The 24,879-nt window shown below is 65.9% G+C and carries 26 protein-coding genes and 1 tRNA gene; 16 read left to right on the forward strand and 11 right to left on the reverse strand.

Annotated elements, in window-relative coordinates; genetic code table 11:
- Nucleotides 1–4 precede the first annotated feature (4 nt).
- The 7 genes from GGQ90_RS20610 to GGQ90_RS20640 all read left to right on the forward strand — a co-directional run bounded on the left by GGQ90_RS20610 (nt 5) and on the right by GGQ90_RS20640 (nt 7,354).
- Nucleotides 5–547, forward strand: coding sequence for a DUF721 domain-containing protein (locus GGQ90_RS20610; protein WP_188083763.1), 543 nt, complete (start codon nt 5–7; stop codon nt 545–547).
- A 41-nt stretch (nt 548–588) separates the two neighbouring features.
- Nucleotides 589–1,257, forward strand: a complete 669-nt coding sequence (locus tag GGQ90_RS20615) for a thioredoxin domain-containing protein (RefSeq protein ID WP_188083764.1) — start codon at nt 589–591, stop codon at nt 1,255–1,257.
- A 44-nt stretch (nt 1,258–1,301) separates the two neighbouring features.
- The gene (locus GGQ90_RS20620) at nt 1,302–2,036 is read left to right on the forward strand and encodes a thioredoxin domain-containing protein (RefSeq protein ID WP_188083765.1); all 735 of its coding nucleotides are present in this window, start codon (nt 1,302–1,304) and stop codon (nt 2,034–2,036) included.
- Nucleotides 2,037–2,113: 77 nt separating this feature from the next.
- Nucleotides 2,114–5,557, forward strand: coding sequence for a chromosome segregation protein SMC (gene smc, locus GGQ90_RS20625; protein ID WP_188083766.1), 3,444 nt, complete (start codon nt 2,114–2,116; stop codon nt 5,555–5,557).
- 102 nt (nt 5,558–5,659) lie between these two features.
- A complete protein-coding gene (locus GGQ90_RS20630; protein ID WP_188083767.1) occupies nt 5,660–5,932 on the forward strand; it encodes a BrnT family toxin in 273 nt (90 codons plus the stop codon).
- Entirely contained in the window at nt 5,892–6,170 is a 279-nt protein-coding gene (locus tag GGQ90_RS20635) for a BrnA antitoxin family protein (RefSeq protein ID WP_188083768.1), read from the forward strand. The genes GGQ90_RS20630 and GGQ90_RS20635 overlap by 41 nt, the downstream gene beginning before the upstream one ends.
- A gap of 77 nt (nt 6,171–6,247) precedes the next feature.
- Nucleotides 6,248–7,354: a pyridoxal phosphate-dependent aminotransferase gene (locus GGQ90_RS20640; RefSeq protein WP_188083769.1), complete on the forward strand. Its 1,107-nt coding sequence runs from the start codon at nt 6,248–6,250 to the stop codon at nt 7,352–7,354.
- Here the strand turns inward: GGQ90_RS20640 and GGQ90_RS20645 are convergent.
- A complete protein-coding gene (locus GGQ90_RS20645; RefSeq protein WP_188083770.1) occupies nt 7,351–8,817 on the reverse strand; it encodes a phospholipase D-like domain-containing protein in 1,467 nt (488 codons plus the stop codon). The genes GGQ90_RS20640 and GGQ90_RS20645 overlap by 4 nt on opposite strands.
- Nucleotides 8,814–9,722, reverse strand: a complete 909-nt coding sequence (gene ubiA / locus GGQ90_RS20650; protein WP_010337527.1) for a 4-hydroxybenzoate octaprenyltransferase — start codon at nt 9,720–9,722, stop codon at nt 8,814–8,816. Before ubiA ends, GGQ90_RS20645 begins: the two co-directional genes overlap by 4 nt.
- 95 nt (nt 9,723–9,817) lie before the next feature.
- Between ubiA and GGQ90_RS20655 the strand changes: the two genes are divergently transcribed.
- Both GGQ90_RS20655 and GGQ90_RS20660 read left to right on the forward strand, forming a co-directional pair.
- The gene (locus tag GGQ90_RS20655; protein WP_017502899.1) at nt 9,818–10,564 is read left to right on the forward strand and encodes a 16S rRNA (uracil(1498)-N(3))-methyltransferase; all 747 of its coding nucleotides are present in this window, start codon (nt 9,818–9,820) and stop codon (nt 10,562–10,564) included.
- Between the two features lie 101 nt (nt 10,565–10,665).
- Entirely contained in the window at nt 10,666–12,039 is a 1,374-nt protein-coding gene (locus GGQ90_RS20660; RefSeq protein WP_004209288.1) for a glutamate--cysteine ligase, read from the forward strand.
- Nucleotides 12,040–12,155: 116 nt separating this feature from the next.
- Here the strand turns inward: GGQ90_RS20660 and GGQ90_RS20665 are convergent, their stop codons facing one another.
- The 3 genes from GGQ90_RS20665 to GGQ90_RS20675 are packed head-to-tail and all read right to left on the reverse strand — an operon-like array spanning nt 12,156 to nt 14,757.
- Nucleotides 12,156–13,457: a methyltransferase family protein gene (locus tag GGQ90_RS20665; RefSeq protein WP_188083771.1), complete on the reverse strand. Its 1,302-nt coding sequence runs from the start codon at nt 13,455–13,457 to the stop codon at nt 12,156–12,158.
- A gap of 50 nt (nt 13,458–13,507) precedes the next feature.
- Nucleotides 13,508–14,143: a DUF1345 domain-containing protein gene (locus tag GGQ90_RS20670; RefSeq protein ID WP_188083772.1), complete on the reverse strand. Its 636-nt coding sequence runs from the start codon at nt 14,141–14,143 to the stop codon at nt 13,508–13,510.
- A 38-nt stretch (nt 14,144–14,181) separates the two neighbouring features.
- Nucleotides 14,182–14,757 (reverse strand): peptidase S14, encoded by a 576-nt coding sequence (locus GGQ90_RS20675; protein WP_188083773.1) that lies wholly within the window; start codon nt 14,755–14,757, stop codon nt 14,182–14,184.
- A 141-nt stretch (nt 14,758–14,898) separates the two neighbouring features.
- Between GGQ90_RS20675 and ruvA the strand changes: the two genes are divergently transcribed.
- The 4 genes from ruvA to GGQ90_RS20695 all read left to right on the forward strand — a co-directional run bounded on the left by ruvA (nt 14,899) and on the right by GGQ90_RS20695 (nt 18,922).
- The gene (gene ruvA / locus GGQ90_RS20680; protein WP_188083802.1) at nt 14,899–15,504 is read left to right on the forward strand and encodes a Holliday junction branch migration protein RuvA; all 606 of its coding nucleotides are present in this window, start codon (nt 14,899–14,901) and stop codon (nt 15,502–15,504) included.
- A gap of 75 nt (nt 15,505–15,579) precedes the next feature.
- Nucleotides 15,580–15,885 carry a GIY-YIG nuclease family protein gene (locus tag GGQ90_RS20685; RefSeq protein WP_188083774.1) on the forward strand — a complete coding sequence of 102 codons (306 nt, stop codon included), beginning with the start codon at nt 15,580–15,582 and terminating at the stop codon, nt 15,883–15,885.
- Between the two features lie 58 nt (nt 15,886–15,943).
- Nucleotides 15,944–16,966, forward strand: coding sequence for a Holliday junction branch migration DNA helicase RuvB (gene ruvB, locus GGQ90_RS20690; RefSeq protein ID WP_188083775.1), 1,023 nt, complete (start codon nt 15,944–15,946; stop codon nt 16,964–16,966).
- Between the two features lie 177 nt (nt 16,967–17,143).
- Nucleotides 17,144–18,922, forward strand: coding sequence for an AMP-binding protein (locus GGQ90_RS20695; RefSeq protein WP_188083776.1), 1,779 nt, complete (start codon nt 17,144–17,146; stop codon nt 18,920–18,922).
- A gap of 14 nt (nt 18,923–18,936) precedes the next feature.
- Here the strand turns inward: GGQ90_RS20695 and GGQ90_RS20700 are convergent, their stop codons facing one another.
- The 3 genes from GGQ90_RS20700 to GGQ90_RS20710 form a co-directional block, all read right to left on the reverse strand.
- Nucleotides 18,937–19,338, reverse strand: a complete 402-nt coding sequence (locus tag GGQ90_RS20700; RefSeq protein ID WP_188083777.1) for a hypothetical protein — start codon at nt 19,336–19,338, stop codon at nt 18,937–18,939.
- A gap of 68 nt (nt 19,339–19,406) precedes the next feature.
- Nucleotides 19,407–20,129: a hydroxyacylglutathione hydrolase gene (gloB, locus tag GGQ90_RS20705; protein ID WP_188083778.1), complete on the reverse strand. Its 723-nt coding sequence runs from the start codon at nt 20,127–20,129 to the stop codon at nt 19,407–19,409.
- Between the two features lie 4 nt (nt 20,130–20,133).
- Nucleotides 20,134–20,568, reverse strand: coding sequence for a VOC family protein (locus GGQ90_RS20710; protein ID WP_188083779.1), 435 nt, complete (start codon nt 20,566–20,568; stop codon nt 20,134–20,136).
- 102 nt (nt 20,569–20,670) lie between these two features.
- Between GGQ90_RS20710 and GGQ90_RS20715 the strand changes: the two genes are divergently transcribed.
- Nucleotides 20,671–21,378, forward strand: a complete 708-nt coding sequence (locus GGQ90_RS20715) for an SIMPL domain-containing protein (protein ID WP_188083780.1) — start codon at nt 20,671–20,673, stop codon at nt 21,376–21,378.
- A 4-nt stretch (nt 21,379–21,382) separates the two neighbouring features.
- Here the strand turns inward: GGQ90_RS20715 and GGQ90_RS20720 are convergent, their stop codons facing one another.
- Together GGQ90_RS20720 and GGQ90_RS20725 are read right to left on the reverse strand one after the other, a co-directional pair.
- Nucleotides 21,383–22,276, reverse strand: a complete 894-nt coding sequence (locus GGQ90_RS20720) for a tetratricopeptide repeat protein (RefSeq protein WP_188083781.1) — start codon at nt 22,274–22,276, stop codon at nt 21,383–21,385.
- Nucleotides 22,276–23,028, reverse strand: coding sequence for an alpha/beta fold hydrolase (locus GGQ90_RS20725; protein ID WP_188083782.1), 753 nt, complete (start codon nt 23,026–23,028; stop codon nt 22,276–22,278). The genes GGQ90_RS20720 and GGQ90_RS20725 overlap by 1 nt, the downstream gene beginning before the upstream one ends.
- A 157-nt stretch (nt 23,029–23,185) precedes the next feature.
- Here GGQ90_RS20725 and GGQ90_RS20730 point away from each other — a divergent pair.
- Together GGQ90_RS20730 and GGQ90_RS20735 are read left to right on the forward strand one after the other, a co-directional pair.
- Nucleotides 23,186–23,272: transfer RNA gene (locus GGQ90_RS20730), tRNA-Leu, on the forward strand.
- Between the two features lie 174 nt (nt 23,273–23,446).
- The gene (locus tag GGQ90_RS20735) at nt 23,447–24,682 is read left to right on the forward strand and encodes a tyrosine-type recombinase/integrase (protein WP_188083803.1); all 1,236 of its coding nucleotides are present in this window, start codon (nt 23,447–23,449) and stop codon (nt 24,680–24,682) included.
- Here GGQ90_RS20735 and GGQ90_RS20740 read toward each other — a convergent pair.
- Nucleotides 24,679–24,879, reverse strand: a complete 201-nt coding sequence (locus GGQ90_RS20740) for an excisionase family DNA-binding protein (protein WP_246428351.1) — start codon at nt 24,877–24,879, stop codon at nt 24,679–24,681. The two genes, GGQ90_RS20735 and GGQ90_RS20740, sit on opposite strands and share 4 nt — an antisense overlap.

Below are 24,879 nucleotides of genomic sequence, written 5' to 3' on the forward strand. Positions count from 1 at the left end.
CGCCATGAAGGAACGCCCCCCAACCGCGAAAAAGACGAGCCGCGCCGCACCGCCGGCCGAACGCCCCCGCGTGGGTGCGCCGCGCGCGATCGCCGACCTGATGCCGGAAATCGGCCGCACCGCATTCCGCAAGTTCGGTTTCGTCCAGTCGAGCATCGTCACCCGCTGGAACGACATCGTCGGCGCCGACTATGCCGCGATCACCGCGCCCGAATCGATCCGCTTCCCGGTCGGCCAGAAATCGGGCGGCACGTTGCAGCTGACCGTAATGAGCGGCCATGCGCCGATGATCCAGCATGCACTGCCCGACATCATCGAGCGGGTGAACCGCTTCTTCGGCTATGCCGCCGTCGTCAAGGTGGCGATGAAACAGGGCATGGTCGGCCCCGCGCCGGTCGAGCGGCGCCCGCCGCCCCGCAACCTCAAACCCATTCCGGTCGAGCTGGGAGATTCCCTGCGCGACATCGGTGATCCGGAATTGCGCAAAGTCCTCGAATCGCTGGCACAGGGGCTTGCGAATTCGAATGGCCTGCCCAAGATCGGTTGATGCAACCCGCCCCGTCCGGGGCGATGCCTTAGGACTGCCCCATGACCAAGTTCCGCCTTTCCCTGCTTGCCCTGATCGCCGTTCCCGCCATCGCCGTCGCCGCCGCGCCCAACTGGGTCGCGCAGGTGGTGCGTTCGCCGATCGGCGGCCATGTCATGGGCAATCCTGCCGCGCCGACCAAGCTGGTCGAATATGTGAGCTATACCTGCAGCCATTGCGCCCATTTCGTGAATGACGCGAGCGCATCGCTGAAGGCCGATTATGTGAAGGGCGGCAAGGTCAGCGCCGAAGTGCGCAACGCAGTGCGCGACAAATATGACCTGACCGCCGCGCTGCTGGCCCGTTGCGGCGGCACCAAGCGCTTCATGGGCAATCATGAGGCGCTGTTCGCCAACCAGGATGCCTGGATGGAGCAGATCATGGCCTATGATAAAGGCGCCGCCAAGCCGACCGAGCAGAAGGCGGCGCTGCGCGACATCGGCCAGAAGACCGGCCTTTATACGCTGATGAACAAGCGCGGCTTCACCAATGCGCAGCTCGACGCCTGCATCGCCGATCCTGCGTCCGAAAAGGCGATCCTGGCGATGACCGACGAGGCGTGGAACAAGGTCAAGATCACCGGCACGCCCGGCTTCGTCGTCAACGGCACGCTGGTCCAGGGATCGACCTGGGAGTTGCTCAAGGCCGCATTGCCCGCAGCCGCCCGCTGATCTAAACCGTCCCCAACTATCCATAATTCGGAGCGTCGCCCGTCGTGAAAGTCCTGTCCGGCCTTGCCCTTATCGCCCTGTCCCTGACGCTTGCCGGTTGCGGCAAGAAGGATGAGGGCAATGCAACCTCCGCCGCGCCGATCGCTGCCGTGGCCGCCCCTGCCGGCACCAGCTGGTCGGAAACCGTCGCCGAAACGCCCGAAGGCAATTTCGTGATGGGCAATCCCGCCGCCAAGCTGAAGCTGGTCGAATATGGCTCCTTCACCTGCAGCCACTGCCGCGACTTCGCCCATGAATCGTCGGAAGAACTGAAGGCGATGGTCGACACCGGCAAGATCAGCTACGAATTCCGCGTCTATGTCCGCGACCCGATCGACATCACGACGGCGCTGCTGGCCCGTTGCGGCGGCAAGGACATCTACTACCCGCTGTCGGAACAGTTCTTCGCCAACCAGGGCGCGATGTTCGAAAAGGCGCAGGGCCTGGGCGACGCCCCCTATCAGGCGATGGTGTCGGCGCCGCCGGCGCAGCGTTTCGGCCAGCTGGCCAATGCGCTGGGTCTGGTCGACTATGCCAAGCAGCGCGGCATTGCCGAGGATCAGGCCAAGCAGTGCCTGGCCGACACGGCGACCGCCGAGAAGCTGGCCAAGGGCGTCGAGGCGGCCAATGCCCAATATAATATCTCCGGCACGCCGACCTTCCTGATGAACGGGGTGGTGGTCGAAAATGCATCGTCCTGGCCGGTGCTGAAGAACAAGCTCAAGGAAGCGGGTATCTGATTGGCGCAAGGGGGGGCGACATCTGAAGGCCTGAGGCCCAAGGAGACCGGGGCGGCACCCTGCCCCGGCGTTCCCCCGTGCAGATAAAGCGGCTTAAGCTTTCGGGCTTCAAGAGCTTCGTCGATGCGACCGAATTGCGCATCGAGCCGGGCCTGACCGGCATTGTCGGCCCCAATGGCTGCGGCAAGTCCAACCTGTTGGAAGCGATCCGCTGGGTGATGGGCGAATCCAGCGCCAAGTCGATGCGCGGCGGCGGCATGGAGGATGTGATCTTCGCCGGCACCACCAGCCGGCCGCAGCGCGACTTTGCCGAAGTGTCGCTGCTGACCAGCCAGGAACAGGGCGAGCTGTTCAACGCCGTCGATGTCGGCGCGGATGGCGAGCTGGAGGTCACGCGCCGGATCGAGCGCGGCGCGGGCAGCGCCTATCGCGCCAATGGCAAGGATGTCCGCGCCAAGGATGTGGCGCTGATCTTCGCCGATGCCGCGACCGGCGCGCACAGCCCGGCGCTGGTCAGCCAGGGGCGGATCGCCGCCGTCATCGCCGCCCGGCCACAGGAACGACGCGCCATGCTGGAAGAGGCGGCGGGGATCGCCGGCCTGCATGTCCGGCGCAAGGATGCCGAGCAGAAATTGCGCGCGGCCGAGGGCAATCTGGCCCGGCTGGACGAGATATTGACCGACATGGACAGTCGTGTCGGCAATTTGCGGCGCCAGGCGCGCGCGGCGGAACGCTATATCCGCCTGTCCGAACAGATACGCGTTGCCGAGGGCCGGGTGATCTTCGCCCGCTGGCGCGAGGCCAATGCCAGTGCGGAGGCCGCGCGGGCCGAGGCGAAGCTGGCCGAGGCGACGGTGGGCGCGGCGCAGGAGGCGCTGACGGCGGCCAATGCTCATAGCGGTGCCGCCGTGACGGCGCTGGCCGAGCGGCGGGCGGAGGCATTGGCGACGCGCGATGCCGCCAGCGAATCCGGCCACCAGCTCAACACGCTGAAGGCCGAGCGCGACGGCGTGGTGCGGCGGCTGCATGACCTGGCGCAGCAGGCGGCGCGGCTGGATGAGGATCGCGAGCGCGAGGGGACGCTGGCCAATGACGCGGCCGAGGCGATCGCGCGGCTGACCGCCGAGGTGGCGAGCCTGAAAGCCCGGATTGCCGAGACCGAGGCGATGCGCCCCGATTTCGCCGCGCGCATCGCCCGGGCCGAGGATGGCGCCCGCGACGCCGAGCTGGAGCTGGCCAAGGCGATGGCCAAGCAGGCGGGCGAGCAGGCCGAATTGCGCGTCGCCGAGGCGGCGCTGGCGGCGGCGCGCGACCGGCTGGGCCGGGCGGAACAGGCGATGCGGCGGCTGGAGGGGGAGGCGGCCGCCTTGCCCGATGCCGCGCCACTGGAAGCGAAGCGCGATGAAGCGGCGGCGGCGCAGGTCCGCGCCAATGCGGATCGCGAGGCGGCGGAGGCGGCGATCGCGACGGCCGAGACGGAGCGGCAAGTGGCAAGCGAGGCGCGGGCGAGCGCGGAGGCCGCGCTGGCATCGGCACGGGCGGCGCTGGCGGCGCTGGACAGCGAGGCGACGGCGCTGCGCAAGGCGATCGATGCCGGCGGCAGCGGCCGGGCGCGGGCGCTTGACCAGTTGAAGGCGGCGCCGGGCTATGAGCGGGCGCTGGCGGCGGCACTGGGCGATGATCTGGAAGCGCCGATCGGGGCGGAAGGGCCGCGCCGCTGGGCGGGTGCTGAAGCGTTGAAGGATGATCCCGGCTTGCCCGATGGTGGCAGTCCACTGGCAGCCCATGTGACCGCACCCGAGGCGCTGGCGCGGCGGCTGGCGCAGGTGGCGGTGGTGGAGCGCGACTACGGCCAGGCGCTGCAGGTCGGCCAGCGGCTGGTGACGCTGGATGGGCAATTGCGGCGCTGGGACGGCTATGTTGCGGTCGAGGGCGGCGCGGCGGCGGCCGAGCGGCTGATCCGCATCAACCGGCTGGAGGCGATCGATGCCGCGCGTCCGGCAGCGGCACAGGCGGTCGAGACGGCACAGGCAGAGCAAAGCGAGGCTGGTGCGCGCGAGAAGGCGGCGGTGGATGCGCTGGCGGCCGGGCGCACGAAACTGAGCGATGCGGACCAGCGGCTGCGTGCGGCGCTGCGTGCGGCGGACGAGGCGGCGGGGGCGCTGGAGCGGCTGAGCGGCAAGCGCGAGGCGATCGAGGAACGGCTGGCCGAGGCGCAGCGCGACCAGGCGGCGGCGCTGGCCGAACATGACAAGGCGTCGTCCGCGCGGGCCGCCCTGCCCGATGGCGCCGAGACGCGCGCGCAGGTGGCGGCGCTGTCGCAGGCGAGCGAGAAGGCGCGCATGGCGGTCAGCCAGTTGCAGGCGGACCAGGTGCTGGCCGACCGGGCGCTGTCGAGCGATCGCGAGCGGATGGCGGCGGCCGATGCCGAGGCCAAGGGATGGAACATGCGCGCCGGCGAGGCGGCCAAGCGCATCGCCGCCATGGCAACGCGCGGCGAGACGGTGGTGCAGGAGCGCGCCGTGATCGAGGGCCAGCCCGAGGCGCTGGGCGCCACGATCGCCACGCTGACCGAGGAGCGCGAGACGCAGGTCGAACGCGCCGAACAGGCCCGCCGCGCCGAGATCGAGGCCGAGGTGATGCTGAAGGCGACCGAGAAGCGCGCGGCCGATGCCGGCGAGGCGCTGGCCGGCGCGCGCGAGGCGCGGGCGACGGCGGTGGCGCGGGCGGAAGCGGCGGACGAGCGGCGGATCGAGACCAACCGCCTGTCGGGCGAACGGTTCGAATGCCCGCCGCCGGTGCTGCCGGAGAAATTGGGCTTTCCCAGCGCCGACATCCGCATTGCCCAGAGCGAGCAGGCCGAACATGACCGGCTGTCGGCCGAGCGCGAGCGGATCGGCCCGGTCAATCTGGTCGCGGCGCAGGAGCTGGAGGAGCTGGAGACGATCCAGGCCACCAGCCGGTCCGAAAGCGCGGAACTGACCCAGGCAATCAACCAGCTGCGCGGATCGATCGGCAGCCTCAACCGCGAGGGGCGGCAGCGGCTGCTCGCCGCGTTCGAGGCGGTGGACGGCCATTTCCGGCGGCTTTTCACCACCCTGTTCAATGGCGGCCAGGCGCATCTGGAGCTGATCGACAGCGACGATCCGCTGGAGGCGGGGCTGGAGATCATGGCCCAGCCACCGGGCAAGAAGCTGGCGGCGCTGACCCTGTTGTCGGGCGGCGAGCAGGCGCTGACCGCGGTGGCGCTGATCTTCGGCCTGTTCCTCACCAACCCGGCGCCGATCTGCGTGCTGGACGAGGTCGACGCGCCGCTGGACGACGCCAATGTCGAGCGTTTCTGCGACCTGCTCGACGCGATGGTCGCCCAGACCCGCACCCGCTACCTGATCGTCACCCATAACGCGGTATCGATGGCGCGGATGCACCGCCTGTTCGGCGTCACCATGGTGGAGCGCGGCGTCAGCCGGCTGGTGTCGGTCAACCTGCACGGCGCCGAGGCGCTGCTGGCAGCGCAATGATTTTGTAGTTACAAATATTGACGACTCGCTGCGCTTTTGCGAGATTGTCGATGGCGTTTCCAATCCCGCCGGTAAAAAATGGGCAACCGGGGAGATTGGGGCATGAAGATCAGTTTCGATCCGGCCAAACGGGCCGCGACATTGCAATTGCGGGGGCTGGACTTCGCCGATGCGCTGAAGGTGATGAGCGGCCCGATCCTGACGCTTGAGGATGATCGATATGATTATCCGGAACCGCGGTTTCAGACTTATGGCCTGCTGAACGAGCGGCTGGTGATGATGGTCTGGATCGCAACCGACGATGGCATCCGGATCATCTCGATGAGAAAGTGCAATGACCGAGAGCAGAAAGCCTTTACCGACCGACTGGGATGATGATGACATTCCCGAATGGAGCGATGCGCAATTCGATCGGGCCGAGCTGCGCGTGGCCGGAAAAATCCTCCGCCCCGCCGATGGCACGCTCACCAAGCCCGGCCGGCCGAAATCGGACCAGCCCAAGCAACAGGTGACTCTGCGGCTCGATCAGGCTGTGCTGGATGCCTTCCGCGCGACCGGCCCGGGCTGGCAGAGCCGGATCAATGCGCAATTGCGCAAGGCGCTGGGGCTTTAGAAGCCGCCTTTCCGCGACTGGACCTTGTCGGTCGGCGTCGATTGCCGACTGTGACGGCCTGATTACGGAGAAGCGCCATGGACCTGCCGCCCTTTGCCCTCGACCATTGGCTGTCGACCTATGATTTCGCGACGCCGCCGATTGCCTATAATCTGGCGTCGAGCACCGGGCCGCGCTGGAGCGTGGCGGAGATTTGTGCGCTGGGCGACAGGGCGCTGGCGATCGACGACACCGTGCTGAGCTATGCCCCGCCCGAGGGGAGTGCGGCTTTGCGCGCGGCGATCGCCGCCTTTCATGACAGCGAAGCTGACAGGGTGGTGGTGACCACCGGATCGTCGGAGGCGCTGTCGATCTTCTTCTGCCTCGCCGCAAGGCCGGGCGCGCATATGCTGATGCCTGATCCGGGCTATCCGGCCTATGACGCGGTGGCGCAGGCCTGGGGGCTGGGGACGCGGCGCTATGCGCTGACCCGCGAGACCGGCTTTTCACAGGATGTGGATGCCATCCTGGCGCTGGTCGATGGCGACACCGCCGGGGTGGTGGTCAACACGCCGCATAATCCCAGCGGATCGGTGATGCCCCGCACCGAGATCGAACGGCTGGCGGCGGCGCTGGCCGAGCGCGGCGTGCCGCTGCTGGTCGACGAGGTCTATCATCCGCTCTATTTCGGCGCGCCGCAGCAATCGGCCGCCGGCATCCCCAATGCCTATGTCACCAGCGACATGTCGAAGGCGCTGTCGCTGCCGGGGCTGCGCATGGGCTGGATCATCGCGCCCGACGACGCGCAGCGCGCCCGGATCATCGACGCGCGCAGTTATTTCACGATCAGCAGTTCGCCGCTGCTGGAACGGCTCGCGACGCATGCGCTGCAGCATAGCGCGGCCATTACCGGTCGGTTGAAGGCCGTTGCGACTGTCAACATCGCTGTCCTCGACCGGCTGATTGCGGAAGCCGGCGGCAAGCTGCAATGGGTGCGGCCGCAGGGTGGCACCACCGCCTTTCCCTGGCTGGGCGACGGGCGCGACAGCCGGCCGCTGTGCGAGGCGCTGGCAGCGCAGGGCGTATTGCTGGCGCCGGGCGACTGTTTCGGTCAGAGCGCCCATCTTCGGCTGGGCTTCGCGCAGCAGGCCGACGGGTTCGCGGTAGCGGCCGAGCGGATCGCCACCGCCCTCGCCGCCCTTTAGCTGCGGCCGAACCAGCCCTTCATCCGGCGGAACAGGCCGCGTTCGCTGACCGGCTCGAACATCTCATCCGGTCCTTCGGGATCGAGCACCTCATTGTCGGCGAGCCAGGCCTGGACATCGGCGAGGTCCGGCACCTCATAGGGGCGCAGGGTGCGGCCGGGCTTGGTGCGCAATTCCTCGATCGCGGCGATCAGGCCGCGCTGGGCGATCACCGCCGACACACGCTCGCGCGGCAAATCGAGATGTTCGGCGATCAGGTCGTCGCGAATGGCCAGGATCGTCTCCTGCCGGCCGTCATTGCCGGGCAGCGCGGTGTCGAGAACCACGTCGCATTCGGTGTCGAGCCGCATCGAACGATTGTTCATGTTGGACGATCCGACGCGGATCAGCCGATCATCGACGATCAATATCTTGGCATGGACATATATGGGGGCGCCGCGCGTGGTGAAGGGGTGGTAGATGCGCAGCTTGCCATGCTGGTCGCGCTCCTTGAGCGCCTCGAACAGGCGGGCGCGGGCGGTGTCCATCGCCTGCTGTTCCAGCCAGCCATCGGCCTGAAGCGGATTGATGATGACGATGTCCGGCCCGTCGGGATCACCCAGCCGCCTGGCGATCGCCTCGGCAATGCGGCGGGAGGCGAAATATTGGCTTTCGGCATAGATGCAGTGCCGGGCGGCCGCGATCTGGTGGAGATAGAGCTGCTCGATCTCGATCAGCTCTTCCTGATCGTCCATCTTCGGCACGGAGCGGGCGATGGCGACGTCGACATGCTCGAAATGGACCGGCAAGGCATCGGGCCAGCAATCATATTCGCCCTCGACCGGGGCCAGTTCATCACCGCCTGCACCGACCCAGCGCGCGCGGGCATGATCACCGAGCGCCATCGCCACCGGCCCCTGCAAGGCGGTCGTCGCATCATGCCAGGGGCCATAGGGCGATCCATCGGGATGGCGGCGGGCAGGATCCTCGTCGCGATGATGGCGCGTGTCCCACCGGTCGCCGGTCATGTCGATGCCGCCGCAAAAGGCGAAGCAATCGTCGATCACGACGATCTTCTGATGGTGCGAGGCGGCGGGCGGATGATGGCCGTCGAGCTTCACGGTGATGCGCGGGTGCGCCATCCAGCGCAGCGTCGTGACGAGATGCGACGGGCGCGCCATCGATTTGAGCGCACCGACATCCCAGCGCAGCAGGAAAATCTCCAGGTCCGGCGTGCGTTCAACCAGCCAAGTGATGAAATCGCCGATGACGACGGGCGCGCCATCCTTTGCCTCATCCTCACGGATCAGGCTGATGGCGGGATCGAAATCCCATCCGATCAGCATGATACGACGCTTCGCCTTCAGCATCGCGTCGCGCGCCAGACGGAAATAATTGTCCGCATCGACGATCACGCTGGCGCGCGCCGCCTGTTCGATGCGCCAGCAATCCTCACCGGGAGTGGGCAGGCCGGTCATGCTCATGCGCCGGCACTCCCGACGACCAGACAGGCAAGGAACATCAGCAATCCCGCGAACCGATTGGACCGGAATTTGACGAGCGGATCGGTGCCATCTTCCTTCAGCGTGCCGACCTGCCAGAGCAGATGAGCGGCCATCGGCGCCAGCGCGACCAGCGCCAGCAGCTGCGGCCGAACCTGCCAGATGGCACTGGCCCAGAGCGCGAGCGCGACGAGATAGCAGAGCGTCACCCCGCCCCGAACATGGCGGCCCATCGACAAAGCGCTGGAGCCGATGCCGATCAGCGCGTCATCCTCCCGGTCCTGCAGCGCATAGATGGTGTCATAGCCCAGCACCCAGAAGATGCAGCCGGCATAGAGGCACAGGCCCGGCAGGGTCAGCGCGCCGGCAATCTCGCTCCAGCCGACCAGCGCCGCCCAGGAAAAGACGATGCCGAGCCAGACCTGCGGCCAGCCGGTGATCCGCTTCATGAAGGGATAGGCCGCGACCAGCGCCAGCGAGCCCAGGGCCACGACCTGCGCATAGCCGCTGAGCTGAAACAGCACGATCAGGCCGATCAGGCAGAGCGCGAGCAGCCAGGCCCAGGCGGTCTTGACCGACATCGCCCCGCTGGCGAGCGGCCGGGCGGCGGTGCGCGCGACCCGCGCATCGAGGTCGCGATCGACGATGTCGTTGAAGACGCAGCCCGCGCCGCGCATCGCGATGCTGCCGAGCAGCAGCCACAGAATCAGCGGCCAGCGGACAAAGGCGCCGCCCGCCAGCGCCACCGCCCAGGCCCCCGGCCAGAACAGCAGCCACCAGCCGATCGGCCGGTCGAGTCGGGCCAGCGAGGCCAGGATTCGCGGGGTTTCCGGCAGGCGCGCGAGCAGGCCGCGCGCTTCGCTGTCGGGGACGATCGACTGATTCACTGCAACTCCGTTCGTCCCGCGCTTGTCGGGAACGCGCTTTCCTCTTTAGGGAAGATCGGGCCGACGACAAGCGCGGCCGGAATGGACGAGACAAAATGACCGCTACCCCCGCCTGGCCGCCGCAGAGCGCCCCGCGCCTGCATGTCGAAACACTGCTGGGCGAAGGGGTCGCCGTGCCGGTCGACGGCAATGGCGCCCATTATCTGATCAGCGTGATGCGGGTGAAGCCGGACGATATCGTGCTGCTGTTCGACGGCAAGTCGGGCGAATGGGCGGCGCGGGCGCGCGACATTCGCAAGCGCGACCTGGTGCTGGAATGCGTGAGCCAAACCAAGCCGCCGGAGGTGGTGCCCGATTTCTGGCTGTGCTGCGCGCCGATCAAGAAGGGGCGGATCGACCTGATCGCGGAAAAGGCGTGCGAACTGGGCGTCGCGCGATTGCAGCCGGTGCTGACCCGGCGGGCGGTGGTCGACAAGCTCAACCTCGACCGGCTGCACGCCCATCTGGTCGAGGCGGCCGAGCAGTGCGGCCGCACCGCCCTGCCAGAGCTGACCGAGATGGTGAAGCTCGACGCGCTGCTGAAGGGCTGGTCGGCGGAGCGGCATTTGTTCTTCGCCGACGAGACCGGTGGCGCATCGCTGGACGAAACCTTGCGCGCCCATCCCGGCCCGGCGGCCTTTCTGGTCGGGCCGGAGGGCGGATTCGACCCGGCCGAGCGCGAGGCGATCCGGGCGACGCCAGGCGCGGTGCCGGTGTCGCTCGGCCCGCGAATCCTGCGCGCGGAAACGGCCGCGATCGCCGCGACGGCGGCCTGGATGACGGTGAATGGGGACTGGGGCTAATGGTTTTCTTCCGCAACCAATTGAAGCGGACATAGGCCTGCCTTATCTGTCGCATTCGCGCCTCGATTTGACGCGCGAAGGGGAAAGACTAAGGGCGGGGCATGAGCACCAGAACAGACTCAGGCGGACATGATCCTGTCATCGAAAGCCGCGACCAGCTGATCGCGGCCTTTGCCAAGGGCGCCAAGCCCAAGGATCGCTGGCGGATCGGCACCGAACACGAGAAATTCGTCTATTCGACGAAGGACCATCACGCCCCGGCCTATGAGGAAAAGGGCGGCATCCACACGCTGCTGATCGGCCTGACCCGCTATGGCTGGAGTCCGGTGTTCGAGGGCGAGAATATCATCGCCCTGTCCGGCGCCGACGGCACGATCAGCCTGGAACCGGCGGGCCAGCTGGAATTGAGCGGTGCGCCGCTCGACAATCTGCACCAGACCTGCGCCGAGACCGGCCGCCATCTGGAGCAGGTCAAATATGTCGGCGACATGTTGGGGCTGGGCTTTCTGGGTCTGGGCATGTGGCCCGACAAGACCCGCGCCGAGCTGCCAATCATGCCCAAGGGCCGGTACGACATCATGCTGCGGCACATGCCGCGCGTGGGATCGATGGGCCTGGACATGATGCTGCGCACCTGCACCATCCAGACCAACCTCGACTATGGCAGCGAGGCGGACATGGTGCAGAAGTTCCGCGTCTCGCTGGCGCTGCAGCCGCTGGGTACCGCGCTGTTCGCCAATTCGCCCTTCACCGAGGGCAAGCCCAACGGCTTCCTGTCCTATCGCAGCCATATCTGGTCGGACACCGACCCGCAGCGCACCGGCATGCTGCCCTTCGTGTTCGAGGATGGCTTTGGTTACGAGCGCTATGCCGACTATGCGCTCGATGTGCCGATGTATTTCGTCTACCGCGACGGCAAATATATCGATGCGGCGGGGCTTTCGTTCCGCGACTTCCTGGACGGCAAGCTGTCGGTGCTGCCGGGCGAGAAGCCGACCGAGAAGGATTGGGAGGATCACCTCTCCACCGCCTTCCCCGAAGTGCGCCTCAAGAGCTTCCTGGAAATGCGCGGGTCCGACGGCGGCCCGTGGAATCGCATCTGCGCGCTGCCGGCGCTGTGGGTCGGGCTGCTCTATGACCAGGGTGCGCTCGACGCGGCCTGGGATCTGGTCAAGGACTGGAGCATGGAGGAGCGGCAGGTGCTGCGCGATTCCGTGCCGAAGCTGGGCCTCGACGCGCCGGTGTCGGGCGGGCGCACGCTGCGCGACATCGCGCCGCAGGTGCTGGACATCGCTCGCTCAGGCCTGGCCGCGCGCCAGCGGTTCAACGCCGCGGGCGACAATGAGACCGGCTATCTGTCGGCGCTCGACGAGGTGATCGCCACCGGCAAGACCCCGGCCGAGCGGCTGCTCGACCGCTATCATGGCGAATGGGGCGGCGATGTCAGCCGCGTCTATGCCGAGGAAAGCTTTTGATTTTGAGCATCGTGCGGAAAAGTGGGAACCGGTTTTCCGCTTAAAACGATGCGACAACAAAAGTTAGAGCGCGCTGCATCAGTTCCAATGCATCGCGCTCTTATACAGCCCGCCGGTCATTCGGCGGGCTGGGTTTCCCGTGGCGCGTCCGGTTTGCGGCCGACGATCCAGGCGAAGAAGCGCGGCACCGGCGCGTTGCGCACCATCCAGTCGCTATAGGCCTGATAGGCGGGATCGGCGGACAGATGCTGCTCCTCCGTCTTGGCTCGCCAATAATAGACAGCGTTGGTGACACCCAGCAGGGCGCAATTGCGCACCATGTCGGTCAGGCTGCCGGTGGTGGTGAGAAAAGGCAGCGCCGAGAACCACCAGAAGAGATTCTTGGTCAGATAGGCAGGGTGGCGGGTCCAGCGATAAGGCCCATGGGTCAGTATGCCGCGATGGGTGAGGTTGGAGAAACGGATGCCGAAGGCGACCGTCGCCCAGGCATAGATGGCCGTCAGCACCACCAGCAAGGCGCCCAGCACCCATTGCAGCGCCGGCATGCCCTGCGTCCAGACATCCCATTCGGCGCCGCCGCCATGATAGTCGAACGGCCCGCCCGCCCCCATCATGACGAAGGGGGGATAGCAGAGCAAAGCCGCGAGCCAGCCGCCCAGATAGGGGTTCGCAGTGCGGATATGCGAATCCAGCGGTTTCATCGTCAGCAGATAGCCGACAGTCGCCATGCAGACGTCGATCATGAACATGATGCCGATCAGGAAACCGGTCAGCGCGACCGGATTATGCAGCAGGCCGTCGAGCCGCCAGTCGATCACGCTGGCGAAATTGCCCGGCACGATGCTGATCATGAAGGCGGTGAAAAAGCCCTTCACCGCCCAGGCCCGGGCATGGTTGGCGACCTGCGCCATGTCCGCCTTGCCGGCTGCGCCGCCGATGACCCATTGGCCGAAGGCGAAACAGGCGTCGCGCGGTTCGACCAGCCGGCGGTCGAGCCAGATGACATAGGGAATGGACAGCAAGAGCAGCCAGGGCGCCGCCGCCATCAGCAGGTCCATGGCGAAACGATAGCTGCCCGTCCAATACCAGCGGCCGATGCAGTAGCAGACGGCAATCGCCAGCCATGTCGCCCACAGACCCGCAATCTTCACCAGGCTGATGTCCAGCATGCTGCGGACCGAGCGGGCCGGCGCGTTCCAGTCGACGCCGGTGCCGGGGTTGCGATGCACCTTGTCCACCAGCAGCGACCAGAGCACCATCGGTATGCCGCAGGCGACCACCGCGGCCAGCCCCGCATTGGGGCCGTTCATGCCATAATGGCGCGCCACCAGGGTCCAGAGGCCAAGGCCGACCAGGCCGGCAAGGCCGACACCATGGCTGACGGCGGATTTGGGGCAGGGATCAGCGCTCTTGCTCATGGGACCGGGCTTATAGCCGATATTGGTAAGCAAGCCATGAAGCCATCGCCTCAGCCGCCCAGTACGTTGATGGTGAAGGCGAGGATGCCGAGGTTGAAGACGAAGGCGGCGAGGCAATGGAGCGTCACCGTGCGACGCAGGCCGGTCGAGGTGATCGACACGTCGGAGGTCTGGAAGGTCATGCCCAGCGTGAAGCCGAAATAGAGGAAGTCCCAATAGACCGGCTCGTCCGTGTCCGGGAAATCAAGCCCACCCGCATCCTTGCCCTTGTCATCGGCGAGGTAGAAGGCATGGGCATAGTGCATCGCATAGACGAGGTTGGAAAAGAGCCAGGCGATGACGAGCGTCGCCAATAGCAGCACGACGCTTTCCGCGCCGGGATGGCCCGGTGCGCTGGCGGCGACGCCGACCGCGACCAGGATGACGATGCACACCACCCCGGTCAGCAGCAGCATCAGTTGCCGGTTGGCGTCATTGAGCACGGCCTTGCGCCGCATCTGGGCCGGATCGGAATCGATCAGCGGCACGGCGGCGAGGCAGAAGGCGATGGCGGCAAGGTCGAACCCGCCCATCACCGCCTCATGCCAGGGTAGCCACAGCATCAGCGGCGCGATCGACAGCAGCAGCATGAGGAACATGCCGTAGCGCCAGGGGAAGAGGGTGGATCGCTTCTGCGTCTTGGCCATGGCGCATCAAAGGCCCGAAAATGCCCGCGCGCAAGCGGTTAAAGCACGGTCGCCACCAGGCCGAGCGCAGCTGCCTCATTGGCTTCGAGATACCAGTTTTCCGGCGCACGCTGCAGCAGCTCCTCCATCGTCACCTGCGATCCCAGGATGAGATTGGCAAAGCCCTCATTCTGGATCGCGATCGACGCTTCGATCTCGTGCAGCGAGGCCTTCAACGTCGCGATGCAGGTGGAGAGCGGCCCTTCGAGATGGATATTCTTGGTGATGAGCCGCTCATGGATCATCAGCCGGGTGCCGCGCGTCAGATAGCGATTTTCGGTGGCGAAGAAGCTCATGAAGGTGGCGCCGGCAGAATAAACCGCGGTCTTGCCGAGGAAGACCAGCCGGCGTTCGGGATAAAGGTCCGAATGAAAGCGGATATCCTCCCCCATCATCCGCGCGATTTCGGGGTCGCCGCCCAAAGTGGAGATTTCCACCACCACCAGCCCCTGTTGCGGCGCGGTGGACAGGCAATTCTTGAAATGGAGATACATGCCATGGTCGACCACGCCCGACAGCATGATCGCGGGAAATTCGAAATCCTTGGGGGTCAGCATCGGCGCGGTCATCAGCATCGTCTCTTGGTCCTCTGGCGGATGGCAATCGACCGGCATTACGCATGGGCGGCCATTTGGTGTCCGAGCGGCCATGCGCTTTTGTCTGGCGCGGGGCGCAAGAGGATGTAAAGAACAGATCATGACCATGGGGCAATGGCGATGATCGCGAAACTCAAAGGACGGCTGGACAGCACGGGCATCGACCATGCCATCATCGATGTCGGCGGGGTCGGCTATCTGGTCGGCGCGTCGTCGCGGACGCTGGCGGCGCTCGGCCCGGTGGGCGAGGCGGTGACCATCCATACCGAGATGCTGGTGGCCGAGGATTCGATCCGGTTGGTCGGCTTTGCCCGTGCCGAGGAGCGCGACTGGTATCGGCTGCTGACCCATGTGCAGGGCGTGGGATCGCGCGTGGCGCTGGCGATATTGTCGGCGCTGGAGCCGCTGGAACTGCATCGTGCGATCATGATGGGCGACAAGGCGATGATCGCGCGCGCCAATGGTGTCGGCCCCAAGCTGGCGCAGCGCATCGTCAATGAGCTGAAGGACAAGATCGGCGCCGCGCCGGCCGGTGCGCCGGGCATCCCGGGCGTGGTTGCGCTGCCGACCGGCAGCTTTGCCGCCGATGCGCTGTCGGCGCTGCAGAATCTGGGCTTCAAGCCGGCCGAGGCCAGCGGCGCGGTGGCCGCCGCCGAAGAGGAACTGGGCGACGGCGCCAGCCTTGACGCGCTGGTCCGCCTGGCGCTGCGGAAGGCAGCGAAGTGACGGCCTTCCGCAAAGGCCGTCATGCTGAACTTGTTTCAGCATCCATGGCGCCGGCTGTACTGAACGGAGGCATCAATGAAGCAGCCGTGCGTCTATATTCTGGCGAGTCAGCCATACGGCACGCTCTACATCGGCGTGACATCCAACTTGCTGGGCCGGATGATACAGCATCGCGCAAGCAGGACGCCGGGCTTTACCGCTCGATATGGCGTGCATCGGCTTGTCCGATACGAAGCCTGCGATACGATGGAACAGGCCATCCTTCGCGAAAAACAGCTGAAACGGTGGCATCGCCAATGGAAAATCAATCTCATCGAAGCCGACAATCCACAATGGAGCGATCTGGCGATGGAATTGGGATTGCCCCCCTTAAGTCCGTGACGGGGGCAGGATGGATGCTGAAACAAGTTCAGCATGACGAAATGAGTGATATCCGCTGATGAGCGAAGAGGATCGTCTGATCACCCCCGCCCGCCGGGCCGAGGATGTCGATGCGGCGCTGCGGCCCAAGTCGCTCGACGAATTTGTCGGGCAGCAGGCCGCGCGCGAGAATCTGCGTATCTTCATCCAGGCGGCGCGCACCCGTGGCGAGGCGCTGGACCATGTGCTGTTCTTTGGCCCGCCGGGCCTTGGCAAGACGACGCTGGCACAGATCGTCGCCAAGGAAATGGGCGTGGGTTTCCGCGCGACGTCCGGCCCGGTGATCGCCAAGTCGGGCGATCTGGCCGCCCTGCTCACCAATCTGGACGAGGGCGATGTCCTGTTCGTCGACGAGATTCACCGGCTCAATCCGGCGGTCGAGGAAGTGCTCTATCCCGCGATGGAGGACCGGGCGCTCGACCTGATGATCGGCGAGGGGCCGTCGGCCCGCTCGGTGCGCATCGACCTGCCGCGCTTCACCCTGGTCGGGGCGACCACGCGCCAGGGGCTACTGACGACGCCGCTGCGCGATCGGTTCGGCATTCCGGTAAGGCTGCAATTCTACACGGTGGACGAACTGGAGTTAGTGGTGCGGCGCGCAGCGCGACTGCTGGACCTGCCCATCACGCCCGATGGCGCGATCGAGATTGCCCGACGGTCGCGCGGGACGCCGCGCATCGCCGGGCGGCTGCTGCGTCGGGTGCGTGACTTTGCCAATGTCGCGGGCGCGCCGACCGTCGATGCCAAGGTGGCGGACGCGGCGCTGCAACGGCTGGAGGTCGATCATCTCGGCCTCGACCTGATGGACCGGCGCTATCTGCACATGATCGCCGATATCTATCGTGGCGGGCCGGTGGGGGTCGAGACGCTGGCGGCGGGTCTGTCCGAAGCGCGCGACACGATCGAGGAAGTGGTCGAGCCCTATCTGATCCAGTTGGGGCTGATCGCCCGCACCGCGCGGGGTCGCTGCCTCAACGGGCCAGGCTGGAAACATCTGGGCCTCAATCCCCCGGCCGGGTCGCAGGACGGGCTGTTCGACTGATCCCATTGGCGCTTGCGCCATGCGGCCAGCCTTTCTAGAGCGCGCGCTTTCCCGATTCGACGCAGCGATATGCGCCGAAACCGGTTATTGTGCATGGCCGTTACGGCAAGGCCGGGCTATAGCCAGCTGGCGCTGCAGGCGCGCGGCAGACGCGCCGATGTAAGAGGAGTTGAGCCTGTGAGGGCGATCGAACGTTTCCCCAATCTGGTCACCATGTTCTTTGCCCGCGCCAAGGAAAAGGGCGACGCGCCCTTCCTGTGGCGCAAGACGCAGGGAACATGGCAGTCGCTGAGCTGGACCGAGGTGACGCGCCAGGTGGCAGCGCTGGCGGCCGGGCTGAAGGCGGAAGGGCTGAAACCCGGCGACCCGGTGATGCTGGTCAGCGAAAATCGCCCGGAATTCTGCATCGCCGATCTGGCGATCATGGCGGCCGGCTGTATCACGGTGCCGACCTACACCACCAATACGACGCGCGACCATCAGCATATCCTGACCGACAGCGGCGCGCGCGCGGTGATCGTGTCGACCGCCAAGCTGGCGACGACGCTGATGCCGGCGGTGCTGCGATCGCAGGTCAGCCTGGTGATCCCGATGGAGCCGATCCGCGGTGCGCAGGGCAATTATACGTGCCGTCTGTGGTCCGACCTGATCGCCGCCCATCCGGCCGATGTCGATGCCTGTGCGCTGGCCCAGACCGCCGCGCGCAGCGACCAGGCGTGCATCATCTATACCAGCGGCACCGGCGGCGCGCCGCGCGGCGTGATGCAGCATCATGGCGCGATCCTGGCCAATGTCGAAGGCGCGGGCCAGGTGGTGCTGGAGGATTTCGGCTGGGGCGACGAGGTCTTCCTGTCCTTCCTGCCGCTGAGCCACGCCTATGAGCATAGCGGCGGCCAGTTCCTGCCGATGCTGCTGGCCGGGCAGATCTATTATGCCGAAGGGCTGGAGAAGCTGGCCAGCAATATCGAGGAAGCCCGGCCGACCATCATGGTCGTGGTGCCGCGCCTGTTCGAGGTGCTGCGCACGCGCATCATCAAGTCGATCGAGAAGCAGGGCAAGTTCCCCACCTATCTGCTCAACCAGGCGCTGCGCATCGCCGCCAAGGAACAGCAGGGCAAGTCGTCGATCGTCGATCTGCCGATGAAGGCGCTGCTGTCGCGCACCTTGATCCCCAAGATCCGGGCGCGGTTCGGTGGGCGGATGAAGGCGCTGGTGTCGGGCGGCGCGCCGCTGAACCCGGATGTCGGTCTGTTCTTCGAGGCGATGGGGCTGATGCTGCTGCAGGGCTATGGCCAGACCGAGGCCGGCCCGGTGATCAGCTGCAACCGGCCCGCCGCCGGCATCGCGATGGATACGGTCGGCCCGCCGCTGGACGGGGTCGAGGTCAAGATCGCCGAGGATGGCGAGATATTGGTGCGCGGCGAGCTGGTGATGCACGGCTATTGGCGCAACCCGGCCGAGACCGAGAAGGTGTTGAAGAATGGCTGGCTGCATACCGGCGACATTGGCGAGATCGACGGTCGCGGCCGCATCCGCATCACCGACCGCAAGAAGGATCTGATCGTCAACGACAAGGGCGACAATGTGTCGCCGCAGAAGGTCGAAGGCATGCTGACGCTGCAGCCGGAGATCGGCCAGGCGATGGTCTATGGCGATCGTCGTCCGCATCTGGTCGGCCTGCTGGTGCCGGATTCGGAATGGACGATGGAATGGGCGGCCGCCAATAGCCGGCCGATCAAGGGCATCACCGATGATCCGACCTATCTGGCGGCGCTGCGTGCGGCGGTCGACCGGGTCAATGACGATCTGTCGGTGATCGAGCGGGTGCGCCGCTTCATCCTGGCGGACGAACCCTTCGCGATCGAGAATGAGGAACTGACGCCGTCGATGAAGATCCGGCGCCATGTCATCCGCAAACGCTATCAGGACCGGCTGGACGCGCTCTACAAGGGGTAAGCGCGTCCCCGGACCTATTTTGCCGGTGCACGATAAGGGGTGAAATCCCCCAGCGCGCAGCTGCCGGTGGCGATGCCGCTGACCAGGTCGGCGCTGGTGGTGATGTCGCCCCGGCAATATTGCGAGCCGAAGGTACGCACGATCATCGTGTCGCCGCGCGCCAGGCCGTTGCAACTGCCGATCAGTTCATTCTTGTAGACCAGCTTCTTGCTGACCCGATAGAGCAGCGTATTGCCGCTGATGACGGTGAAATTGGTCTGCGGCTCGCGATTGACGCAGCTCGTCTTTTCGCCCGGTTCCAGCCCGGCCAGCGCCTTTTCGAGCTTGGCCGCCTGCTTCTCGGTCAAGGGCGCAGGTTCATAGCTGCCAGCGCAAGCGGCCAGCGCCAGCGGCGCGAGACATATCCATGCACGCATTGCGACTCTCCATCCATGTCCTTGCAAACAGGACGTTGTGATAGCGCAGAATCCGTCAGGGACCGCGCCTAAAATGCGTCCTTGCCGGCCCGCCGATCCGCCAGTTGGGCCACGTCCTGCGCGCGCATGAAGATGTTGGTGTCGCGTTCCAGCGCGATCGTCGTGGGCACTGTCGGCTCGCCACGCGCACGGGCGGCAACGACATCCGCCATGCGCGCCTGGAGCGCGACATTGTCCGGCTCGACCGTCAGCGCGAATCGGCCATTGCTCTCCGTATATTCATGGGCGCAATAGACGATGGTGTCGCCGGGCAGCGCCTTGAACCGCTGCATATTGGCGAACATCTGGGCGGGCGTCCCTTCAAACAGGCGGCCGCAGCCCATGGCAAAGAGCGTGTCGCCAACGAAGAGGATCGCGTCATCGGCCAGATGATAGGCGATATGGCCGGCGGTATGGGCGGGCACCGCCATCACCGTGGCGACATGATCGCCGATGCGGACGCTGTCCCCCTCCCCCGCCTGCCGATCGAGCGTATCGATCTTCGCCGCTTCGGCCGCCGGGCCGGTGATGATGCAGCCGGTCTCAGCCTTGATGCCGGCATTGCCGCCGACATGATCGGGGTGCCAATGGGTGTTCCAGATCTGGTCGATGGTCCAGCCGCGTTCCGCAGCCGCAGCCAGCACCGGATCGGCGACCGACGGGTCGACCGCGACCGTCTGGCCGCTGGCATCATCATGCAGCAGCCAGACATAATTGTCCGAGAGGACGGGGACGCGGACGACCTGCAGCATCGGCTTACCAGGCCCCGATATTGGGCATCGACACCCAGGGTTCGGCCGGGTCGAGCCGGCCGTCCTGCAGCAGTTCGACCGAGATATTGTCGGGGGTGCGGATGAAGGCCATGTGGCCATCGCGCGGCGGGCGGTTGATGGTGATGCCGGCGTCCATCAGCCGCTGACAGGTCTCGTAGATATTATCGACCTGATAGGCGAGGTGGCCGAAATTGCGGCCGCCATCATAGACTTCCGCCGGGCTGCCATCCTGCGGGGGCCAGTTGTAGGTGAGTTCCACCTGCGCGTCTTCGTCGCCCGGTGCGGCGAGATAGACGAGGGTGAATCGCCCCGCCTCGCTGTCGAACCGCTTGACCTCCCTGAGGCCGAGCAGCTCGAAAAAGGCGATGGTCTTGTCGAGATCCGTGACTCGGATCATCGTGTGCAGATATTTGAGCAAGGCTTTCTCCGTTCGTCGCCATAAAGCAACGGTTCATCGGCAGATTGGCAGATAGCTCCATAAATAGGGCCGGGACCTGCCCGGCGGAAGAGGAAAGCGATCATGGCTCTGGAAATGCGGGACAAGGTGCTGCTCGGTTCGGCGGCGTTGCTGGCGGTCGGCGTGGTCGCGGGCGGCTATCTGTTGGGCGATGGCCTCAAGCGCGCCAGGGCGGCCGACCGGTCGGTCACGGTAAGAGGTCTCGCCGAAAAGGACGTGACCGCCGACCTTGCCACCTGGTCGATCAGCTATTCGGCGACCGGCACCGACCTGCCGACGGTGCGGGCGGAAATCGATGCCAATACCGAGGAATTGAAGGCCTATTTCGCCAGCCTGGGGTTCAGGTCCGATGCGCTGACCCCGGTCGGCGCGGGCGTGAACCAATATCTCAACAACGGCATCAACAATATCACCATCACCCAGCGGATGCTGCTGCGCACCACCGACATCGCCCGCGCCCAGCGCGCCGTCGCGCAGCAGTTCGACCTGGTCCGGCGCGGCGTGACGCTGCAGGAAGGATCGGGGATGCGCTACAGCTTTACCAAGCTGAATGACCTGAAACCGCCGATGGTGGCGGCGGCGACGCGGGATGCGCGCGCGGCGGCCGAGCAGTTCGCCAAGGATTCAGGGTCCGGCGTCGGCGGCATAAAGAGCGCGACCCAGGGCTATTTCTCGATCGACCCGCGCGACGGCGAGGGTGGCGACGGATCGAGCGACACGCCTTACAAGAAGGTGCGCGTCGTCACGACCGTCGATTTCTACCTGAAATAGCGGCTCAGTTCGCCGGGGGTGACGCCGGCGCGGGCAGTCGGCCGAGATTGTCGGCCGCTGCCTTGCCGGCCGGTGCATCCGGCGCCAGTTTCACCGCCCGTTGCCAGGCGGAGCGGGCGATATCCGTATGGTCGGTCAGGACGGCGATATTGCCCTCCTCCAGCGCAACCGAGGCATCGTCGGGCGACAATTGCACGGCGCGGGCAATATGCGCCTGGGCCAGTGCCAGTTCGCCGGTGCGACGCGCCAGCGTGGCCGACAGCAGCCAGGCAAGCGGATCCTTGGGCGCCTGAACCAGCGCGGTGTCGAGCGAGCCGCGGGCGCCATCGGCATCGCCCAGTGCCACCAGCGCGCGGGCGCGATCGAGATGCAGCTCGCCCTTTTCCATGCCGTCGGGCAGGCCACGGGCCAGCGCCGCGTCGAAATCCTCCCGCGCCTTCTTCGCGTCGCCGCTGGCAAGGGCGGCATTGCCGGCCTGGCCCCAGAGGCGCGCGCTCTGCACGATCTCACCGCCGCGCTCGGCTTCCTCCGCCGCCTGTTCGAAGGCGACGATCGCCGGCCCCCAGCGTTCGGCCCGCGACAAAGCAAAGCCCATGCAGTGGCGAGCGTAGAAGCTGCCCCCGTCGATCCGCCAATTCTGCGCGAAGGTGATCGCCTTGTCCGGCGATTCCAGCGCCTGGTCGAGACAGGCCTGGAACGGTCCGGCAAATTTCGCCGGGACCGGGATGCGCCCGTCGGCGTCCGGCGCCGAACGCGCGGCAGCGGCCTGTTGTACCGACGCTGCGGAGGCGGCCGCCGCTGCGGCATCCTCCTTCTTCTTGCGGCTGTTGCGCATCACCGCCTCGATCTCGGGATCATAGGCCTGCATGAACATCAGGAGGGGGAGGATGACGGGCATCAGCGATTGTCCAGAAGAGCGGCGACGGTGCGGATCAACAGGGCGATGTCGCCGTCGCGGGAAAGGCGATGGTCGCCATCCTTAATGAGCAGCGTCTGCACATCGGATGAACGCAGCCGATCGGCGGTGCGCAACGCGATCTCCCAGGGGACATCCCTATCGCACTGGCCCTGGAGCAGCCGGACCGGGCAGTCGATCGCGATTGCGTCTTCCAGCAGGCGATGCGCCTGACCGGACTGCCAGAAGCCCAGCGTCGTTACATAGGGCTGGTCACCATAGGGGGTAGGTTCCTCGATCCGCCCCTCGGTCGCCAGCAACACCTTGTCGGCATCGGTAAAGCCCCATTGGGTGAAGTCGGGCGCGGCGGCGATGCCGACCAGCCCCATGACACGATCCGGGCGGGCCAGCGTGACCAGCAGCGCCAGCCAGCCACCCATGGACGATCCGACCAGCAGCAGCGGCCCCTGTGTCAGTCCATCGATCAGCGCCAGCGCATCGTCACGCCAGCTGGCAAGCGTGCCATCCTCGAACCGGCCCTCGCTGGCGCCGCAACCGGCATAGTCGAGCCGCAGCATCGCCCTGCCCTGCTCGGCGGCCCAGGCGTCGAGCGCGATCGCCTTGCTCCCTTCCATGTCCGACATGTAGCCCGGCAGGAAGAGGATGGTCGGCCCCCGCCCCGGACGATGGCGATAGGCGAGGCGCAGCCCGTCGGCGCGCGCAAAAAAGTCGGGCAAAGATTCGGGCGCGTTCAAGTTTCAAAGGCTCCATCGCTGCGGGCCGGGCACGGCATGATCCCGGATTGCCATGTTTTGACGGCGAAAATAGCCCTTTCCCGTGAAAGTTCAAAAAAAACGCATTGGCGCGTTGACAGCTTTGGAGGCCGCCGTTAGAGGCGCACTCCTACCCCGTGCCCAGATGGCGGAATTGGTAGACGCACCAGCTTCAGGTGCTGGCGATCGCAAGGTCGTGGAGGTTCGAGTCCTCTTCTGGGCACCAGAGACCTTTCCGGCGACGTCCGGGAAGGTCCAGCAAGCAGCTGGTTTTACAGCATTTTTTCAGTGAAAATCGCCAAATGAAATCCGGGCTCATCCACCCGAATCCATTGGCAGCACCATCAGAATGATGGTGTTTTTGATGGTGCCGGCGAGCCCCTTTGGAGCTGGCACCATCATGGCACTGAATCACATCCAGATCACCAACGCCAAACCTCGGGACAAGGCCTATAAACTGGCCGACGCCGATGGGTTGTATCTCGCCGTCCAGACGAACGGTACGAAACTCTGGCGCATGAACTACCGGTATCTCGGTCGACAGAAGACGCTCTATTTCGGCGCGTGGCCCGAGGTAGGGATAGCCATGGCGCGCCAGCAGCGCGCCGCAGCAAGGGAGCAAATCGCCGCCGGGCTCGATCCCGCCGCTGAGAAGCGGAGCGACACACTTGCGCGCAAGGTGGCTGCGGACAACACATTCAGGACGATCGCTGAAGAATGGGTGGCGAAGAATGAGCGGGAGGGGCGCGCGCCGATCACGCTCGACAAGATTCGTTGGCTGCTCGGCATGGCCTATCCCATGATCGGCAGCTTTCCTGTCTCAAAGATATCGCCGCAGGAAGTCCTGGCCGTCCTGCGCAAGGTGGAGGCGACCGGCCGCTACGAAAGTGCGCGCCGGATGCGCAGCGTGCTCAGTCGGGTTTTTCGCTATGCGATCGCGACCGCTCGGGCGGATCGCGATGTCGCGGCCGACCTGCGTGGCGCGCTCATCACCCCGAAGGTCCGGCATCTCGCCGCGATCACGACGCCCAAGGAGGCTGGCGCGCTCATGCGCGCAATTGACGGTTACACAGGTCACGAAATCACCGCGATCGCTCTGCGGCTGTCACCCCATCTGTTCGTCCGGCCGGGCGAGTTGCGCAAGGCGGAGTGGCAGGAAATCGATATGCAAGCCGCCATCTGGTCGCTTCCGGCGGAAAAGATGAAAATGCGCCGTCCGCACCGTGTACCGCTTTCGCAACAGACGCTGGCGCTACTGGAGGAACTCCGTCCGCTGACGGGCGATGGAAGGTATCTTTTCCCGTCGTTCCGGTCACCACGCCAGTGCATGTCGGAAAACACCATCAACGCGGCGCTGCGGCGGCTGGGCTACAGCCAGGAAGAAATGACGGCGCACGGCTTTCGGGCGATGGCTGCGACCCTGCTCAACGAGATGGGCATCTGGAACCCGGACGCCATCGAGAAGCAGCTGGCCCACCTCGACACCTCCATGGTGCGCCGTGCTTACACGCGCGGTGAATATTGGGATGAACGGGTGCGCATGATGCAGCACTGGTCCGACTATCTCGACCAGCTGCGGGACGGCGCGAGAATCCTGCGGCCGAACTTTGGTAAAGGCAAAGGCACGCCAGGCTAGGCGCCGGTCAGGGCTTTCAGGCTCTTATATGGGATCAGCGTGGATCGCCCTACCTTGACGGTTTCCAGTTCACCAGACTGGATCAGCTCGTAAAGACGTGAGCGACTGATACCGGTGAGCTGGACCGCCGTGGAGATGCGGACCGTCAAAGGCTCGATGAGGATGGCCCCTGCTTGGGGATTGCTACTGTGCATCAT

This window comes from Sphingobium scionense (assembly GCF_014197035.1).
Taxonomy (GTDB): domain Bacteria; phylum Pseudomonadota; class Alphaproteobacteria; order Sphingomonadales; family Sphingomonadaceae; genus Sphingobium; species Sphingobium scionense.